At 66.2% G+C, this 17,597-nt stretch carries 15 protein-coding genes and 1 pseudogene; 4 read left to right on the plus strand and 12 right to left on the minus strand.

The features are described 5' to 3' along the window. Positions 1 to 60 precede the first annotated feature (60 nt). The 12 genes from G015_RS0111200 to G015_RS0111255 form a co-directional block, all read right to left on the minus strand. Positions 61 to 1,146, minus strand: a complete 1,086-nt coding sequence (locus G015_RS0111200) for a flagellar hook-length control protein FliK (RefSeq protein WP_020146715.1) — start codon at positions 1,144 to 1,146, stop codon at positions 61 to 63. 64 nt (positions 1,147 to 1,210) lie between these two features. Continuing rightward, complete coding sequence (locus tag G015_RS0111205; RefSeq protein WP_026296515.1) at positions 1,211 to 1,663, minus strand: flagellar export protein FliJ; 453 nt, start codon at positions 1,661 to 1,663, stop codon at positions 1,211 to 1,213. 1 nt (position 1,664) lies between these two features. Further along, positions 1,665 to 3,041 carry a FliI/YscN family ATPase gene (locus tag G015_RS0111210; protein ID WP_020146716.1) on the minus strand — a complete coding sequence of 459 codons (1,377 nt, stop codon included), beginning with the start codon at positions 3,039 to 3,041 and terminating at the stop codon, positions 1,665 to 1,667. Next, entirely contained in the window at positions 3,038 to 3,739 is a 702-nt protein-coding gene (locus tag G015_RS0111215; RefSeq protein WP_018139223.1) for a FliH/SctL family protein, read from the minus strand. Before G015_RS0111215 ends, G015_RS0111210 begins: the two co-directional genes overlap by 4 nt. Then, positions 3,736 to 4,752: a flagellar motor switch protein FliG gene (gene fliG, locus G015_RS0111220; protein WP_018139222.1), complete on the minus strand. Its 1,017-nt coding sequence runs from the start codon at positions 4,750 to 4,752 to the stop codon at positions 3,736 to 3,738. Before fliG ends, G015_RS0111215 begins: the two co-directional genes overlap by 4 nt. Beyond that, on the minus strand, positions 4,739 to 6,397 hold the full coding sequence (gene fliF / locus G015_RS0111225) for a flagellar basal-body MS-ring/collar protein FliF (RefSeq protein ID WP_018139221.1): 1,659 nt from the start codon (positions 6,395 to 6,397) through the stop codon (positions 4,739 to 4,741). Before fliF ends, fliG begins: the two co-directional genes overlap by 14 nt. A 29-nt stretch (positions 6,398 to 6,426) precedes the next feature. After that, positions 6,427 to 6,756, minus strand: coding sequence for a flagellar hook-basal body complex protein FliE (gene fliE / locus G015_RS0111230; RefSeq protein ID WP_018139220.1), 330 nt, complete (start codon positions 6,754 to 6,756; stop codon positions 6,427 to 6,429). Between the two features lie 121 nt (positions 6,757 to 6,877). Further along, complete coding sequence (locus tag G015_RS0111235; protein WP_020146717.1) at positions 6,878 to 8,251, minus strand: sigma-54-dependent Fis family transcriptional regulator; 1,374 nt, start codon at positions 8,249 to 8,251, stop codon at positions 6,878 to 6,880. Positions 8,252 to 8,437: 186 nt separating this feature from the next. Next, entirely contained in the window at positions 8,438 to 9,826 is a 1,389-nt protein-coding gene (locus tag G015_RS0111240) for a sigma-54-dependent Fis family transcriptional regulator (protein ID WP_026296442.1), read from the minus strand. A gap of 86 nt (positions 9,827 to 9,912) precedes the next feature. After that, positions 9,913 to 10,446, minus strand: a complete 534-nt coding sequence (locus G015_RS0111245; RefSeq protein ID WP_020146718.1) for a PilZ domain-containing protein — start codon at positions 10,444 to 10,446, stop codon at positions 9,913 to 9,915. 70 nt (positions 10,447 to 10,516) lie between these two features. After that, positions 10,517 to 14,392 carry a phosphoribosylformylglycinamidine synthase gene (gene purL / locus G015_RS0111250; protein ID WP_020146719.1) on the minus strand — a complete coding sequence of 1,292 codons (3,876 nt, stop codon included), beginning with the start codon at positions 14,390 to 14,392 and terminating at the stop codon, positions 10,517 to 10,519. A gap of 86 nt (positions 14,393 to 14,478) precedes the next feature. Next, positions 14,479 to 14,898 carry a secondary thiamine-phosphate synthase enzyme YjbQ gene (locus tag G015_RS0111255; protein ID WP_020146720.1) on the minus strand — a complete coding sequence of 140 codons (420 nt, stop codon included), beginning with the start codon at positions 14,896 to 14,898 and terminating at the stop codon, positions 14,479 to 14,481. Between the two features lie 275 nt (positions 14,899 to 15,173). On the opposite strand from G015_RS0111255, the gene G015_RS0111260 reads away from it, so the two are divergent. From G015_RS0111260 to G015_RS14385, 4 genes and pseudogenes are all read left to right on the plus strand, one after another. After that, complete coding sequence (locus G015_RS0111260; RefSeq protein WP_020146721.1) at positions 15,174 to 16,412, plus strand: site-specific integrase; 1,239 nt, start codon at positions 15,174 to 15,176, stop codon at positions 16,410 to 16,412. Then, on the plus strand, positions 16,409 to 16,930 hold the full coding sequence (locus G015_RS0111265) for a hypothetical protein (RefSeq protein WP_020146722.1): 522 nt from the start codon (positions 16,409 to 16,411) through the stop codon (positions 16,928 to 16,930). Before G015_RS0111260 ends, G015_RS0111265 begins: the two co-directional genes overlap by 4 nt. Before the next feature lie 77 nt (positions 16,931 to 17,007). Further along, positions 17,008 to 17,199 (plus strand): helix-turn-helix domain-containing protein, encoded by a 192-nt coding sequence (locus G015_RS14475; RefSeq protein ID WP_083925133.1) that lies wholly within the window; start codon positions 17,008 to 17,010, stop codon positions 17,197 to 17,199. Positions 17,200 to 17,413: 214 nt separating this feature from the next. Beyond that, positions 17,414 to 17,597 (plus strand): annotated as a pseudogene (locus G015_RS14385) (hypothetical protein); the annotation flags it as partial.

Below are 17,597 nucleotides of genomic sequence, written 5' to 3' on the forward strand. Positions count from 1 at the left end.
AAACCGGGGATGGGAACGACCGGGGGGTTTCCGCACCCGGTCTTTTGCAAACGGACTTACTCAGGCGAAGAGGTCAAGGCGGCGGTTCAGAATCGAAAGGGTGCTACCCGTAGCCTGCTCGCCTTCGGCTTCGGACTCATCGGCCTCGCGCCCGGCCCGCTGCCCGTCAGCCAATTCCTGCTGACCTTCACGCTCTTCGGCCGCCTGATCGGACACGGTCGCATCCTCGAGCGTAAGGCCGCTCTGGGCGAGACTCTCGCGCAGCCGAGGCATCGCCGCCTCCAGAACCTCGCGGGTCACCGGATTTGCACTGATGAACTGGACGGTGGCTCGATCACCGTCCACGTTCAGGCGGACATCGAGTGTCCCCAGCTGCGGCGGATGCAGCTTGATCTCCGTACGGCCGCCCTGGGCACGCGCCAGCATGCGGATCTGGTCCGTCAGCTCGCGCTCGCCACCCGGCTGCAGCAGCCGAGCCAGGTCCAGGCGCAACGAGCTGCGTGAACCCTCGCTGCCTTCCGCAGCCTGTACATGCGCCGGCAGAATGCCGGCCAGAGGTTCCGCGCGTCCCTGCGCCCTTTGCGTATCAGTCCCCTGGGACATCCATTGCGCCAGCAGCTCCAGAACATTCTCGCGCGAAAGGCGGCTGTTCGGACCGAGCAGCTCGGTGCCCGCCCCGCCACCTGAAGCAGCCGAGCCCTGGCTGGACTCGAGGAACAGCCGCATGACCGCTGCAGGCAACGGCTTGATCTCGCGCGCGCCACCGTTGTCTTCGCCACGCTCCATACGTGCAACGGACGGACCGGGGCGATCATCCACTGCCGTCATGAGCGCGGCCAGCGGCAAATCCTTGCCGCCCGATTCCACCTCGACGGCCAGTTCGCCTCCGTCCATCAGGGCTTGCAAGCGGGCCAGCATGCCCTCCAGATCGAGCCCTTCAAGCTCCTCTTCACCCACGCCCAGATCGGCCAGCAGCGCCTCGAGCTGCGGCTGAAGAATATCGAGGAAACCCTCGCCTTCTGCGGTTTTCAGGTCCTTCAACCCTTCGAGGCCTTCGAGCGCCTGAAGGTCCTTGAGGTCACTGCCACCCCCCAACAACTGCAGCAGCGGCATCATCCCCTGGCCGGCATTGCCTGTCGCGATCATCAATGGATCCTCTGAGTCATTGCCCGGCTCGTACGCCTTTGATGGGCATTCCTGGTCAGCTCATTCAAGATTCTTGCCAGTCGTTGTTCGTCTCCTGCGTGCGCGTGTGCACCTGCCGTGTCGCCCACATGTCCTGCTCATGCTGGCGACGGCGATCGGCCTCCCGCTCCTGTTCTGCAATGCGGCGCTCCAGGAGCTTTTCCAGGGACATCACCGCCCGGTGGCGGAGTAGCCACTCCTGGCGTGCCTGTTCCGCCTGGGCGCCTGCGGCCTGCGCGCGTAGGTCTTGCTGTTCCAGTGCATGCCGCAGTTGATCCCGCATCCCGGAAAGCCACTTGAGCTGATTCGTGTCATCGGGCAGTGGCGCGCGGAGATACTCGAGCTGATAGCCCTCCAGCTGGGTCCGCTGGGTCTCGACCGCGTCCAGTTGCTGCAACCGCGCCCCCAGTTGACGAGTGGCTTCACTCTCTTCGATGCGTCGCAGACGCAGAAGACGTTCCAAGCGCCGAGAATCCATTTCAGGCGCCCCCGATCAAGGCCAGCAGTTCGTCGCGGGCCTGATCAAACCCGACCGCCTCGTCGCGACCCTGCCCAAGGTAGGCCTCCAGCCGCTCGTGCATCGCCACCGCTTCATCCAGATGCGGATCCGCTCCCCTGCGGTAGGCGCCCACGGCGATCAGGTCGCGGTTGCGCAGGTAGGTCGAGGCGAGATCCCGGAATCGCCGGGCCGCCTGCTCGTGCTCCGGCGTGATCAGCGCGCTCATCACTCGCGAGACCGACGCCGACACGTCGATCGCGGGATAGCGTCCGGTCTCCGCGATCTCGCGCGACAGGACCACGTGCCCGTCGAGGATCGCACGCGCCGCATCCACAATCGGGTCGTTCTGGTCATCGCCCTCGGCGAGCACCGTATAGAACGCCGTGATCGAACCACCGCCCACATCCCCGTTGCCGGCCCGCTCCACCAGTTGCGGCAGACGCGCGAACACCGAGGCGGCGTAGCCCTTCGAGGCCGGTGGCTCGCCAATCGCCATCGCGATCTCGCGCGCCCCCTGGGCAAAACGCGTGAGCGAATCCATCAACAGCAGTACATTGAGCCCCCGGTCGCGGAACGACTCCGCCACCGTGGTGGCTACCCAGGCCCCGTGCTGGCGAAGCAGCGGCGACTGGTCGGCGGGCACTGCCACGACCACGGTGCGCTGGCGTGACTCCTCATCCAGGATCTCGTGGATAAATTCATTTACTTCGCGCCCACGCTCACCGATCAGCCCGACCACGATCACATCGGCATCAGTGTTGCGTGTCATCATCCCGAGCAGAACGCTCTTCCCGACACCGGACCCGGCGAACAGGCCCAGCCGCTGCCCACGGCCGACCGACAGCAGGCCGTTGATCGAGCGAATCCCGACATCCAGCGGTTCCCGCACCGGAGCCCGCTGTAGCGGGTTGATCGGCCGCCCCGACAGCGGACTGTGGTCACGCGCGCGCAAGGGCCCTTTGCCATCCAGCGGCTGGCCATTGGCATCGATCACGCGCCCGAGCAGCGCGTCCCCGACCGGGATCTCGCGTTGGATATCGAGTGGTTCGATGCGCGCACCGGGCGTCAGGCCCGAGGCAAGCTCCTCCGGCATCAGAAAGGTGCGGTCGTTCTGGAACCCCACCACCTCGGCCGGGACGGCCGCGCCATTCTCGCCGTGGATCAGCGCCCGGCCACCCATCGGAAGGCGCAACCCCTCGGCCTCGAAGGTCAGGCCCGTCAGCCGCGACAGGCGGCCTTCGGACTGTGGCGGTTGCACGCGCTCCAGCCGGCCACGCGACTGCTGCAGACGATCCAGAAGCCCGGTGGTCAGTTGCTCTTGCCCACGCTTGCGCAGGGTATCGAGGGGCGAGCTCATGAATCGTCCCCCGATACCGAAGTATCCTCGGGCGCCGTCGAACGGGCAGGCTCAGCCAGATCGCCCCAGACCGCCTCGACCGCCTGTTGCAGGCGGCGCTCCAGCGAGGCGTCCACAGACGCCGCGCCCGACTCGACGCGGCAGCCACCCCGAACAAGGTTCGTATCCGCGACCCAGCGCACCCGCGTATCCAGCGACTGGACATACTCTTCCAGCAGGTTGCGGTCATCCGGGTGCACATGCACCCGCACTTCCTGATTCCGCCCAGGCAGTTGTGCCAAGGCCTGATGCAATACCTGTTCGATCAGTTCCGGTCGGGTCTCCAGCTCGGCAGACAGCACTTTGCGGGCCAGGGCGACGGTCAACGCCAGCAGCTCCGGCTCCAGCTGGTCGGCTGCTTCGGCCAACGGGTCGGTCAGCCCACCCGCCAGTGACTCCAGTCTGGCGACCGTCTCGCGCAGCTGCTTGTCCGACTTTGCCCGCGCGGCCTTCTCGGCCTCCTGTTTCCCGACCTCGTGGCCTTCGGCGTATCCGGCCTCGAAGCCATTCTGACGTGCCTGTTCCTCGATCGCCTCGATCTCGGCGGCCGTGGGCAGTCGTCGGGGCGGCCGCAGGCCTTCATCGCCAATCTCTGGCGGTTCCCAAACCGACGCGTCGGGGTCATGGACCCGCACCTGGGCGCCGGGACGGGATGTCACAACATCGCCTCGCTACCCTGCCCGCCGAGCACGATCTCGCCGTTCTCGGCGAGGCGACGGGCCACCGCCAGGATCTCCTTCTGCGCCGCCTCGACCTCGCTCACGCGGACCGGGCCCTTGGCCTCCAGATCCTCACGCAGCATCTCGGCCGCACGCTTCGACATATTGCGGAAAATCTTGTCCTGGAGCTCCTCTTCGGCGCCCTTCATGGCCAGCACCAACGAGTCTGTCGAGATCTCGCGCAACAGGGTCTGGATGCCGCGATCGTCGATATCCACCAGGTTCTCGAAGACGAACATCTCTTCTTCGATCCGCCCGCCAAGGTCCGAATCGGACTCCTTGATGGATTCCATGATCTCGGCCTCGCGCGACCCTTCCATCAGATTCATGATGTTGGCCGCCGTGCGAACCCCACCCAGCATCGAGGTCTTGCTGGCGGCATTCCCCGAAAGCTGACGATCGAGGATTTCATCCAGCTCCTGCAGCGCCTGCGGCTGGATGCCGTCCAACGTCGCGATTCGCATCACGACGTCCGTCTGCACGCGGGTAGGCAGGTATTGCAGCGTGTCCGATGCCTGATCGGAATCCAGGTGCGACAGGACGATCGCGACGATCTGTGGGTGTTCGTTACGCAGCATGTCGGCGATCGCGCGCGGGTCCAGCCACTTAAGGGCCTCGATCCCCTTGGAATTGCGCCCCAGCAGGATCCGGTCGATGACGCCCGAGGCCTTCTCGCCAAGGGCGTTCTCCAGCACGCTGCGCACGTACTCGTCCGCACCTACGCCGAGCGCCGTTTGCTCCTGCACATGCGCGGAAAACTCGTGCAGCGCGGAGTCCACATCCGCGCGCGAGATGCGGTCCATCGAGGCCATCGCGGTCCCGATCTTCTGGACCTCTTTGGGCCCCATATGGCGCATGACCTCGGCGGCGGCATCCTCGCCGAGACTCATCATGAACACCGCGGCGCGTTCCGCGCCATCGAGCTTCTTGGGTTGCTTGTCAACGGCCATCATCACCCAACCAGGTCTTCATTACCTGCGCCACGCGCTTCGGATCCTCGCGCACCATCTCGCGTACCGCCTCGAGATCCATCTCCTGCTGATCGGGCCCCTTGGGGCCCGTCAGTGCGGCCACGGCCGACTGCGAGCCCGCCGGCGCACCGGGACTATCTTCGTCCGACTGGTCCGTCAGCGCCCTTTGCTGGTCGGCCCGCGGATCACGCGGCGGGCTTGCCATCAGCTGCTTGAGCGCCGGGCGAACCACCGTGAGCAACAGAATCAACGCCAACAACAGGCCTGCGCCGATCTTGACCATCTCGAGGAACCACGACTGAGACCAGAACGGCACCTCGTCTTCGATCATTTCTTCCGCCGGGGCCTCAAAGGGCGCCGTCACAACGTTCAGCGTATCGCCTCGGGCCTCCGAGAATCCAACCGCTTCTCGCACCAGCGCTTCGATCCTTTCCAGCTCCTCCGCATCGCGCGCCACGCTCTCGCTGGCTCCGTCCTCGCCCAGCTGCTCACGGAAGTCCACCACGACCGCGGTGGACACCCGGCGGATACCGCCCGGCGCCTCGCGGATATGGTTGATGCGTCGATCGACCTCGTAGTTACGCGTAACGTTGGCGCTGCGGCTCGTCGGCAGCGGCGCCGGGGCCACCTCACCCTCAGCGCCCTCAACCGCCCCGCCCTCCGGCGGCTGATTGGTCAGGGCGCCGGGGACTCCCGCCGGCCCACCATCCATCCCGGTGCGCTCGTCCTCGCGCGTCTGCTCCGAACGCAGGGCGATGGTCTCGGGATCGTAGAGCTCCTCGGTGCGTTCCACCTGCGAGAAATCGATATCGGCATTGACCTGGACACGCACCTTGTCCGAACCCACGATCGGCGCCAGCAGATCGTGGATGCGCTCGGCGTAGCGTTGTTCGACCTCGCGCGAGAACGACAGGCGGTCACTGCTGGCCATGCCGCCACGATCGGCCCCATCCTGCGTCAACAGGCGGCCACGCTGATCGACCACCGTCACCCGCTCCGCCTCGAGCTCCGAGGTGCTGGAGGCCACCAGATGCACGACCGCGGCCACCTGCGACTCGGAAAGCGAGCGACCACCCCGGAGATGAACAACCACCGAGGCAGTGGCCGGGCGGCGATCGCGCACGAATACCGACTGTTCGGCCTGCGCGATATGCACGCGTGCCCGTTCGACCGCGTCCAGAGACGCAACGGTGCGCGCCAGCTCGCCCTCCATCGCGCGATGAAAGCGCGCCCCCTCCACCATACGGCTGGTACCCAGCCCGGTGTCTTCCTGCAGCAGCTCGAAGCCCACATCGCCCGAGCGCGGCAGGCCTTCCGATGCCAGCTGCAGTCGCGCCTCGGCCAGATCCCCCTGGGGCACCTTCACTTGTCCGGTCGTGGCATCCACCTGGTATGAAATACCGGCCTGGGACAGCGCCTGCACGACTTCCGCTGCCTCCTCGCTTTCCATGCGCGGAAACAGCGGCACATACGTCGGCCGGAAGGCCCAGTACAGTACCGCCACGATCACCACGATCGCGCCGGCGAGCATGCCCAGAAGCGCAAGCTGACGCCCCGCCGGCATGCCATTGAACTCGCGGATACCACCCGTGATTACGGTCGGCAGGGATTGTGCGTTCTCGGCCATGAGTACTTATTCTCCGTGCGGTCCGCGCATCAGACCTGCATCCGCATGATTTCCTGATACGCATTCAGGAGCCGGTTGCGTACCTGGTTCGTGGCCTCGAACGCGATGCTCGACTTGTTCATTGCCACCATGACCTGGGGCAGGCTGACGTTCTCGTCGCCCAGCTCGAAGCGAGTCTGTAGATCGGTCGCACTCTGCTGAACATCATTCACCCCGCGCAGCGAGTCGCGCAGCACGTTCTGGAAATCCGCCCCGCCGACCTTGCCCGGCTGCTGTGCGGGATTGGTCCCTTCCACGCCCGAGCTCTGCGTCAGCTGGCGCATCTGGGCCAGAACGTTCTGAATCTGCATCTCGCTCATGATTCGACTCCCCTATTCGCCATCCACGCCCACGTGTGCGTGTCTTACCCTTCGCGCCAATGCCCGATGTGGCCTGTTGGCGTCGAAACAGCACGAAGCAAAGGCCGTGCCAGTGGTCTCACTAGTGACTCGACGAAGGCACCGCGAAGCCCGATTCCCGCAACCGGGCAATCTTGTAACGCAATGTTCTGGGGCTGATTCCCAGACGTTCCGCGGCCTCCTTGCGGCGCCCGCCTGACTCGCGCAGGACATTGAGAATCACCCGACTCTCCTGTGTCTGCAGGGTCTGTTCCAGCATGGGCGTCGAGTTCTCGTCGACCGAGTCGCGGTCATCCGGGTCCGAAGCGTCCGATGGCCGACACTCGTGCGTGCCCCAGGGCATCAGCATGTCCAGGTCCAGCCAGATCGCTTCGACACCGATAACGGGTCCACGCGCCGCATCGTGCAGCGTCACCGCACGTTCCATCACATTGGCGAGCTCGCGCACATTGCCCGGCCAGTCGTGCTCGACCAGCCGTTTCCGGGCAGACGCATCGAGATCGGTCAAGGCATTGCCGCTCAACCGGCGCAAGAGGGTGCGCGCCAGCGGCACGATATCCTCCGGGCGCTCGCGCAGCGGCGGGATCCAGACAGGAAAGACATTCAGGCGGTAGTAGAGGTCGTCGCGCAGCACCCCTTCCGCCAGTGCCTCGCGCAGGTCGCGGTTCGAGGTCGCAATCACCCGTACATCCACTCGGCGGGCCTGCCGGCCGCCCAGTGGCTCTACCTCGCGTTCCTGCAGCACCCGCAGCAGCTTGGCCTGCAGGTTCACCGGGATCTCCGTGACCTCGTCGAGCAACAAGGTCCCGCCGTGAGCCTGGGCGAACTTCCCGGGCCGCGCCTCCAGTGCCCCGGTAAACGCCCCCTTCGCATGCCCGAACAACAGGGCCTCCAGCATCGTCTCCGGCAGTGCCGCGCAGTTGACGGCCTCGAACGGGCCGTTCGCACGTGGTGAGCGGGCGTGCACCTGGCGGGCCAGCACCTCCTTGCCAACGCCTGACTCGCCGGTGACGAATACCGTCGCCGGGCTTGCGGCGATCCTCGAGACAAAGGCGTCCAACAACTGCATTGAGGCGCTCTGCGCCACCATCCGTGGAACCACAATGCTGGGCGACGGCCTGGCCACCGACCGCAGCCATTCAGCCATGGACTCGGCCATGTCGGGAAGGGCGAAATGCGCGGCCAAGCCTTCACGCAAGGCCCCGATCTCGGCGTCCTGCGTGGCGTCGTGCCCGACCGCGGCGACCGGCATCCGCGCCCCCAACTCAGCCCAGTTGCCCGGGGCATCCCTGCGCGCCACCAAAACCGCACGAGGGCGATGCGTATCCAGTGCGACCGGTAGCGCCTCGCTCCGGCAAGATTCCAGCCGCACGCGCGGGATCGTCGCCAATACGCGGACCACCGCCTCGCGCAGCGCGGGTTCCGCATCGACTAGGAGAATGGTCGCTCTGGACATATACCGGTTCCTCGGAAGTTCAGGAGGCAACCAGCAAGAACCAAGCCAGAAAGAAGAAACGAAATAACTACAAGGACTTAATAAGGGATCCGGATGCGCGTCGTCAAATCCTCGTCGGGCGTTCCGGTATCAACGCGGCCCCCACCTGACGGCTTCCCGACGATGTGGGGCCCGGGGGCCGAAGCCTCAGGCCTTGCCCAATCCGAACTTGCGCATACGCTCGACCAGGGTGGTGCGGCGCATACCGAGCCGGCGCGCCGCACGGGCGACGACCTGCCCGGTTTCGTTCAGCGCCGTGACGATCATTTCGCGCTCCAGGTCATTCAGATAGCCGCGCAGGTCCACGCCTTCCGGGGGCAACCCCTCGCGGGCCAGACCCAATGCCCCATTCGGCGCGCTGCCGGCCTGTCCGTTCGCATCGCTCTGCGGCGGCATGGTCAGGTCTTCGATGCCCTCCGGGCGGACCCGCGGAGGGAGCTGCCCGAGGTCCACCGGCAGGTCCGGATACATGATGGCCAACTGCTCCAGCAGGTTCGCCAGTTCGCGGATGTTGCCCTTCCACGGCAGCTGGCTCAGGTGCGCCATCACGGCCGGGGTCAGGTGGGCCGGAGTCATGCCCTGCTCTCGCAACCGATCCTCCAGCGCAGCCACCAGGGACGGGATGTCGCTCGCGCGCTCGCGCAGCGGGGGTAGCTCGATGGGGAATACATTGAGCCGGAAGAACAGATCCTGACGGAAACTGCCCTCGGTCACCGCGTCATCCAGATTGCGATGCGTGGCCGCGATGATCCGTGCATTGGTGGAGATCGACTTGTTGGAACCAACGCGTTCGAACACGCGCTCCTGCAGGACACGCAGCAGCTTGACCTGCATCGGCAACGGCATGTCCCCGATCTCGTCAAGGAACAGCGTCCCGTCGCCGGCCAGTTCGAAGCGGCCCGTACGCGCGGTGAAGGCACCTGTAAAGGCCCCCTTCTCGTGCCCGAACAACTCGCTTTCGAGAAGATCCGCCGGGATTGCGCCGCAGTTGACGGCGACGAAAGGCTTGTCCGCACGATCGGAGGCCGCGTGGATCGCCCGCGCAATGACCTCCTTGCCGGACCCGGTTTCGCCCAGAATCAGCGCCGTGGCATCGGTACGGGCCACCTGCGCGACCAGGCGCTTGACCGCCAGCATCGTCGGATGCACCCCCACCAGGCCCGGCATGTCGTCATGCCCGGGCTCGCGGCCGTACCGCAGCCACTGCAAGACTTGGCTCACCTGGGCAATCGACAACGGGTGCTCCACCACGCAACCCGAACCCGGGGCGCTGACCTTCTCGCCATCGGTGGGCTGCACGACCACGGTCGTCTGCCCGTTGAGTCCCTCGAACAGGCGCTGGTCCAGCTCCGCGGCCGGCCCGCACCACCACACCGCTGCGGCGTCGGAACCCTGGTCGATCAATGCATCAGGGGATTGATGGGATTCGGTTTCACAACCGAGACAGGACAGAATCGCCTGCGTGTCGCGGGCAGCGCCTGGCTCACCGGTGAGAGCAATCCGTAGTTCCTGGCTGCGTCCATTCAGATCCGTCATACCGGCCACCGCTCGTAGACTGAGTTGACTCATGCAGGGTCCAAAGCCGACCCATACAAAGGTGTGATGAGCGTCTCAGTATCCGGCTAGTTGTGACCGGCGTCAACTTTCTGTCGTTTGTCGGCAATCTCGCGCCGATGGAGGCGAAAAATCCAGCGTCCAAGGGCCTCTCTGAGGGTGTCTTCCATGCCCGTCCACCGCATCAGCTGTACGTCTCCAGCCGTTGTCGGACTCTCGACACCCAGCACGCAAGGCTGCGGCAACAGCCGGCTGAGATAGATCTCCAGACGGTCACAGTCCTCGGGTACAGTGCCCGCTGGCAATACAATCCCGTGGCGCGACAAGGTCGCCTCCACGGGTGCCGGACGCTCCGGGTGCAGCGATTCGGCCACCAGATGCAGCAGCAGGTCCAGCTTGTGCTCCAGGCGCTGGATCTCGGGTGCGGTCTCGTCCTCGTGTGGGATCGAGCGCGGGTGAGTGTCGTCGAACAGGTCCAGGCTTTCGATCAGGCGCTGTGCGAGCCCCGGGTCCGTCAAGGCGCGCTCCGATGGGCCGACCGCGAGCGCACTGCTCACTCGCAGATCATCCCCCAGGTACTCGCTCCATTCGCTCGCCGTCATCGGACCTCCTGGTTTACCGGCAGGGTGCGTTCCCGCCGCTTGCGCGGTTTGTACAGACGCTTATAGACGATCAGGCCACGAACACACGCGCGTTACGGAACAACCGCATCCAGGGGCCGTCTTCACCCCAGTCCTGTGGGTGCCAGCTGTGCTGCACGGTCCGGAACACCCGTTCCGGGTGCGGCATCATGATCGTGGCACGGCCGTCCTGCGAAGTGAAACCGGTGGCGCCGCCCGGGGAGCCATTGGGGTTCGCCGGGTAGTGGGTGGCCGGCGTGTCGTCCGCCTCCACGTAGCGCAGCGCCGCCTGGTCGTGCACCGGGACCTCGTCCCGATACTGCACGCGGCCCTCCCCGTGCGAGACCACCACGGGCAGCAGGGATCCACCCATACCGTCCAGCAGGACCGAGGGGCCCGGCTCCACCCGGACCAGTGACAACCGGGCCTCGAACTGCTCCGAGCGATTACGCACAAAGCGCGGCCAGTGATCCGCTCCGGGAATCAGCGGGGCCAGATGGGACAGCATCTGGCAGCCATTGCAGACCCCGAGCGTAAAGCTGTCGGCGCGGTCGAAGAAGGCCTGAAACTGATCGCGCAACGCCGCGTGGTTCAGGATGGTCTGGGCCCAGCCGCCCCCGGCGCCGAGCACATCCCCGTAGGAAAATCCTCCACAGACAGCGAGGCCCTGCATCTCGTCCAGCGCCCTCCGTCCAGAGAGCAGGTCCGTCATGTGGACATCCACCGGCTGAAACCCCGCACGCTCGAATGCCGCCGCCATCTCCAGCTGGCCGTTCACCCCCTGCTCGCGCAGAATCGCCACGCGCGGCCGCTCGCCGGTCGCGATCATGGGCGCGGCGATATCCTCCGCCGGGTCGAACCCCAGGCGCGCGGTCAGGCCGCCATCGTTGTCGACACGCGAGAACTCCTCTTCGGCACACTCCGGGTCGTCGCGCAGCCGCTGCATCGCGGCCGAGGTTGCCTGCCAGTCGCCCTGCAACTGCGCCCGCGTGGTCTCCAGCAAATCCTTCGGTCCCTGGCGCACGAGCACGCGGTCATCCGCGCGCACGGTCGCGACCCGGTGCAGGTGCGCGCCCAGGCCCACGGCGTTCAGCCCGTCACGCAGCGCCGCCTCGGCCCCCGGGGCCAGCTGCACGACCGCACCCAGCTCCTCGTTGAACAACCACTCCTGAGCGCGGTGGTCGTCGGGCACCGTGACCTCCAGCCCGCAACGACCGGCGAAGGCCATCTCCGCAAGCGTCGTGAACAGGCCGCCATCGGACCGATCGTGGTACGCGGCCAGCAGATCCTTGCGGCGCAGCCCCGTGATCACGTCAAAGAAGCCGCGCAGGCGCGCCACATCGACCAGATCCGGTGTCTCGCACCCGATATGCCCCCAGGCCTGGGCCAGCGCCGAGCCGCCCATGCGCGTGTTCCCCTCGCCCAGGTCAATGAGCCACAGGGTCGAGTCCGCACCCGGATTCAGCTCGGGCGTCACGCTGCGCCGGACGTCGGCGACCGGGGCAAAGCCCGAGACAATCAGCGAGACCGGCGAGTACATGTCCCGCGCCTCGCCCTCGGCGGTCTCCCAGACCGTACGCATCGACAGCGAATCCTTGCCCACCGGGATGGAAATGCCCAGGCCCGGGCAGACATCCTCGGCCACCGCGCGCACGGTATCGAACAGGTTGGCGTCCTCGCCGGAGACACCGGCGGCGGCCATCCAGTTGGCCGACAGCCGAATCATCTCGGTACTGTCGATATCGGCGGCGGCCATATTGGTCACGACCTCGCCAATGGCCATGCGCCCCGAGGCGGGGCCGGAGAGGATCGCCAGCGGCGTGCGCTCGCCCATGGCCATCGCCTCGCCGGTATAGCCCTCGAAGTCGGTCAGCGTGACCGCGCAGTCGGCCACCGGCACCTGCCACGGGCCCACCATCTGGTCGCGCGCGACCAGGCCGCCCACGCTGCGATCACCGATCGTGATCAGGAAGTGCTTGGCCGCTACCGCAGGTACCTGCAGCACGCGGCGGACCGCCTCATCCAGCGGGCAAGCGACCGCGTCAAAGTCGGTAGCCGGCGGTGCCGTGCGACGGTCCTCGCGCGTCATGCGCGGCGTCTTGCCGAGCAGCATGCCCATCGGCATGTCCACGGGCGGCTCGTGGAACAGCCGGTCCTCGACCTTCAGGTGGCCTTCCTCGGTGGCGCGGCCGACCACCGCGAACGGCGCCCGCTCGCGCTCGGCCAGCATGCGGAAGGTCTCCAGACGGCCGTCGTCCACGGCCAGCACGTAGCGTTCCTGCGCCTCGTTGCACCACAGTTCCATCGGCGACAGGCCCGGCTCGGCGGTCGGGACCTCCCGCATCTCGATCACGCCGCCCCGCCCGGCATCGTCGAGAATCTCGGGAATGGCGTTGGACAGGCCACCCGCACCCACGTCATGGATCGAACGGATCGGGTTCTGCACCCCCAGCGCGGTGCAGCGATCGATCACCTCCTGACAGCGCCGTTCCATCTCCGGATTGCCCCGCTGCACCGAGGCGAAATCAAGCTGCTCGGCGCTGGCGCCGCTGGCCATTGACGACGCCGCCCCGCCACCCAGGCCGATCAGCATCGCCGGGCCGCCCAGCACCACGATCGGCGTACCCGGGGGTACATCCTGCTTGTGCACATGTTCGCCGCGGATCGATCCCAGGCCGCCGGCCAGCATGATCGGCTTGTGGTAGCCGTACAGGGCCTCGCTCCCGTCCGGGCGCGGCAGGGCCATCTCGAAGGTGCGGAAGTATCCCGCCAGCGCCGGGCGGCCGAATTCGTTGTTGAACGCAGCGGCGCCGATCGGGCCGTCCAGCATGATCTGGCGCGCGCTCTCGATCCGTTGCGGCCGGCCAAAATCATGCTCCCACGGCTGCGGCAACTCCGGGATCTGGAGATTGGAGACGGTAAAGCCGGTCAGCCCCACCTTGGGCTTGGAGCCCTGTCCGGTGGCCCCCTCGTCGCGGATCTCGCCGCCCGAGCCTGTGGCGGCACCCGGGAACGGCGAGATCGCGGTCGGGTGGTTGTGGGTTTCCACCTTCATCAGGATCGGCAGATCCAGCGATTCGCGCTGATACTCGCCAGTGATCGCATCCGGCATCAGGCGGATGCCCGCATGCCCGGCGATCACCGAGGCATTGTCGCTGTAGGCCGACAGCACACGCTCCGGATGTTTCTGGTGGGTACTGCGGATCATCCCGAACAGCGTGCGTTCGTCCGCCTCGCCATCCAGGATCCAGGCGGCGTTGAAGATCTTGTGGCGGCAGTGTTCGGAGTTCGCCTGGGCGAACATCATCAGTTCGGCGTCGGTGGGCGCGCGCCCGAGCGCCGCGTACCCATCCGCGAGATATTCGATCTCGTCCGGCGAGAGCGCCAACCCCAGATCGACATTGGCGGCTTCCAGCGCCCGGCGCGGGTCATCGCCCAGCTCTACACGGCCCAGCGAGCGCGGCGTCTCGGTCTGGAACAGCCGCGCGGCCTCCGCCGGATCCTCGATCACGGTCTCGGTCATCCGGTCGTGCAGGACATCGCCGAGCGCCTCGAGGGCCGCGCCTTTGGCCCCCTGCCCGCCGATCTGCCAGTGGATGCCGCGCTCGATCCGCACGACGGCCTCCTCGAGGCCGGCATGGTGTGCGATCTCGGTGGCCTTGGACGACCACGGGCTGATCGTGCCGAACCGCGGGATCACCACCAGTTCGCGCTGGATCTCGAAGTCCGGCGCGCGCCAGGCCTCGCCCTCGGACAACAGGCGGTCCAGGATCGCGTCTTCTTCCGCCGTCAGGCGGCGCCGGGGCTCGATGAAATACACAAACCGCGCCGCGAGCGGACCCGCGTCAGGGACACTCGCCCGCAGGCCGGCTTCCAGTGCCTGCAACCGAAATGGCGAGACGGCGATACCCCCTTCCACAAACCGCATTGCGCTTCCTCGATACCCGGAGATGACAAAGGCTGCGCATTGTACCGGACCCGGCGCCGGGCCGGGACCGCCGCCCGCCTACTGGATCACTCTCCGTGGACCGTTACGGTCAGCGTGCGCGTGTGGGCGGCGTAGCGGTGCTCCCACAGAAACAGGCCCTGCCAGGTACCCAGGACCAGCCGGCCGCGGCCGACCGGGACGGTCAGGTCATTGTGGGTCAGCATCGCGCGGGCATGGGCGGCCATGTCGTCGTCGCCTTCCATGTCATGCCGGTAGGCTGGATCGGCGTCCGGTGCCATGCGCGCGATCAGGGTCTCCAGGTCATGACGGACATCGGGATCGGCGTTCTCGGTCACCAGCAACGAGGCACTGGTGTGGTGCTGAAAGACATGGCAGGTACCGGTAGTGATCCCGCTGGCGGCCACGATCTCGTCGATCTGGCGCGTGATGTTGATCGTGCCCCGCCCCTCGGTGCGTACGCGAAAGCTGTCCTGATGCACGGCCATACCCGGCTCCCCAACAAAAAAGCGCCCGAAGGCGCTTGATTGGACTGGCTAATTTGGTGGAGGCGGCGACTACAGCTCCGGTGTCGAAATCAGTCGCAATCCTCACCACAAGCCCCTGACATAGAAGCGTTTTCGGAATCCTTCGGTCGATCCCTTGTATTCAACCGTAGCACCCTGTAGCATCCAAACGCAAGGTTTTTTGGTAGACGAGTAGGCAGACAAGAAAACCGTCCGCCGAAAAACCAAAAGCGTCTACATAACTCTGCGGGGTGCCCATGCCCAAGCGGGCGAAGGAGCTGACAGCACTCGAGGTCAAGCGGCTGGACCGACCCGGGTTCCATGCCGTGGGCAACCCGCCAGGGCTTCTGCACCGTATCACCGACACCGGGGCGCGTGGATGGGTTCTGCGCGTGACGGTCACGGGCAAGCGCAGGCACTTCGGGCTCGGCTCCTACCCTGCTGTACCCCTCGCACAGGCGCGCGACCGCGCGCGTGAGCTCTTGGATCAGGTGTGGCGAGGTATCGACCCGATCGCAGAGCGTCAGGCCACTGAGGCCGCCAGGCGCGCCGAGGATGCCAAGCGCCTGACGTTCGCGGAGGCGGCCCGCCAATGTCATGCCGCGAAGCAAGACGAGTTCCGCAACGCCAAGCACCGTACCGACTGGCTCCGATCGCTAGAGCATTACGCGTTTCCGACCATGGGCAGAGTTCCCGTCTCTTCAATCGAGCTCGCGCACGTGAAATCGGTGCTGGACCCGATCTGGAAGGACAAGACCGAAACCGCCACCCGTGTGCGCCAGCGGATCGAGGCGGTGTTGAACTGGGCCACAGTCTCCGGCTACCGCGAAGGTGACAACCCCGCCCGATGGAAAGGCAACCTGGACGTGACCCTGCCGGCGCCGAAACGGATCCGCAAGGTGAAGCACCAGCGCGCCCTACCATGGAAGGACGTTCCCGCGTTCATGACGGCCCTGCGAGACCGGGAGGGCATGGGCGCACGCGCGCTCGAGTTCATCATCCTGACGGCGGCGCGATCCGGCGAGGTCCGCGGCGCGACTTGGGACGAAATCGACCTCGAGTCACGCGTCTGGACCGTTCCGGCTGATCGCATCAAGGCCGGCAAGGTTCACCGTGTGCCACTTTCCGAGGATGCCATGGCACTCCTGGACGCCCTGCCCCGCTTTGCGGGCTCGAACCTTGTGTTCACCGCCCCGCGCGGCGGGATGCTGTCAGATATGAGCGTGAGCGCCGTATGCAGGCGCATGGAGGTGGACGCGACCCCGCACGGGTTCCGGTCGAGCTTCAAGGACTGGGCGCGGTCGTGTACCGATTACGCTGACGAGGTTTCCGAGCTGGCGCTGGCGCATGTGAACAGCGACGCCACGCGGGCCGCCTACGCCCGAGATGAGCTACTACCGCAGCGGGCCGAGATGATGGCCGATTGGGCGGCGTTCCTGCGCGAGGGGGTGCCGGATGCCGGCACCGTGACCCCCATCTGGGAGGGCCGGGCATGAGCATGGATATGGGTATTGTCGATCGCTGGCTGCGTCTGAAGTACCCGGAGAACTACACTCCCGAGATCCTCGAGCGGGTTCACAGAACAGTGGACCAGTCAATGCGCCGCGCGGGATTCGAGTCTGTCCACGATCCCGCAATAGACCAGCGCGCACGCGATGCCCTAAAGGCGCTTCTCGCCGAGTACGACACCACGATTCTGGAAGCACTAGGAACCGACCTCGACGGCGTACTTGACGCCTTGGCCGCACAGTCGGCCCGAAAGCGCGGTGGTTCTACTCGATCGCGACACCAGCAGGAGATGATCGGTGTTGCCCTAGAGGCTTTTTTTGAAGCCGAGCGTATGCGCCTGGGTTTCTCGGGCGCGGTTGATCTTGGTATGCAAGCACTCGACGCACACAGGCCAAACCACACGATCAAGCGCAGCACAGTCGTTTCCTGGCTCAAGGAGTTGGCCGGCATGCCATGGTGTGAGATACCCGAGCCCAAACGCGGGCGCCCGAAAAAGGCACCGTAACTAGCTACGGCGTTTTTACCCTCTCCTAGCCTTGGGAACCTGCACACGTCACCAATACCGACGGAGTGCAGAAGAAAATGGCGAGCGATACCTACCTGACCGACCGGGACCTGGCTGCCCGGTATCGCGTCCATCGCACCACCCCATGGCGATGGGTCGAACGCGGAAACTTCCCTGCCCCTGTGCGCCTGCAGCGCGGCGTGACCCGCTGGCGATCCTCTGATGTAGAAGCGTGGGAGGCCGCCCGAAGCCAGGAAGGTGCGGCATGAGGGGCGAAAAAGGAAGCGCCCCGGCCAGGGGGGAGGCACGGGGCGCAGTAGCAGAGCACGGCGAAGCACTCTACCGGCAGTATAGCAGCGACGATCTCTTTCGCATCGCGGAGATCCGCGCCTACATCATCGGCATGCATTCCCGTGGCCCTGCCCGCCGCCGTGCGATTCTGCGCTTCCTGCGCGCACTCAGGGCCGCGCTAGGGGGTGAGCGATGAGCGCCCCGGTCGAACGTCTCCTGGATCGTCTCGAGAAAGTGAAGACCACCGGCCCCGGGCGCTGGCTCGCGTGCTGCCCCGCCCATGGGGACCGACACCCGAGCCTGAGCGTTCGCGAGACCGATGACGGCACCGTCCTGGTGAAGTGCTGGGCCGGCTGCGGCGCGGCTGACGTGCTGG

Source organism: Thioalkalivibrio sp. ALJ15 (genome assembly GCF_000383695.1).
Classification (GTDB): Bacteria; Pseudomonadota; Gammaproteobacteria; order Ectothiorhodospirales; family Ectothiorhodospiraceae; genus Thioalkalivibrio.

Coding starts and splice junctions, on each gene's coding strand:
- G015_RS0111200 (WP_020146715.1), bottom strand. CDS start 1,146: ATGATCGCGACAGGCAATGCCGGCCAGGGGATGATGCCGCTGCTGCAG.
- G015_RS0111205 (WP_026296515.1), bottom strand. CDS start 1,663: ATGGATTCTCGGCGCTTGGAACGTCTTCTGCGTCTGCGACGCATCGAA.
- G015_RS0111210 (WP_020146716.1), bottom strand. CDS start 3,041: ATGAGCTCGCCCCTCGATACCCTGCGCAAGCGTGGGCAAGAGCAACTG.
- fliG (WP_018139222.1), bottom strand. CDS start 4,752: ATGATGGCCGTTGACAAGCAACCCAAGAAGCTCGATGGCGCGGAACGC.
- fliF (WP_018139221.1), bottom strand. CDS start 6,397: ATGGCCGAGAACGCACAATCCCTGCCGACCGTAATCACGGGTGGTATC.
- fliE (WP_018139220.1), bottom strand. CDS start 6,756: ATGAGCGAGATGCAGATTCAGAACGTTCTGGCCCAGATGCGCCAGCTG.
- G015_RS0111235 (WP_020146717.1), bottom strand. CDS start 8,251: ATGTCCAGAGCGACCATTCTCCTAGTCGATGCGGAACCCGCGCTGCGC.
- G015_RS0111240 (WP_026296442.1), bottom strand. CDS start 9,826: ATGACGGATCTGAATGGACGCAGCCAGGAACTACGGATTGCTCTCACC.
- G015_RS0111245 (WP_020146718.1), bottom strand. CDS start 10,446: ATGACGGCGAGCGAATGGAGCGAGTACCTGGGGGATGATCTGCGAGTG.
- purL (WP_020146719.1), bottom strand. CDS start 14,392: ATGCGGTTTGTGGAAGGGGGTATCGCCGTCTCGCCATTTCGGTTGCAG.
- G015_RS0111255 (WP_020146720.1), bottom strand. CDS start 14,898: ATGGCCGTGCATCAGGACAGCTTTCGCGTACGCACCGAGGGGCGGGGC.
- G015_RS0111260 (WP_020146721.1), top strand. CDS start 15,174: ATGCCCAAGCGGGCGAAGGAGCTGACAGCACTCGAGGTCAAGCGGCTG.
- G015_RS0111265 (WP_020146722.1), top strand. CDS start 16,409: ATGAGCATGGATATGGGTATTGTCGATCGCTGGCTGCGTCTGAAGTAC.
- G015_RS14475 (WP_083925133.1), top strand. CDS start 17,008: ATGGCGAGCGATACCTACCTGACCGACCGGGACCTGGCTGCCCGGTAT.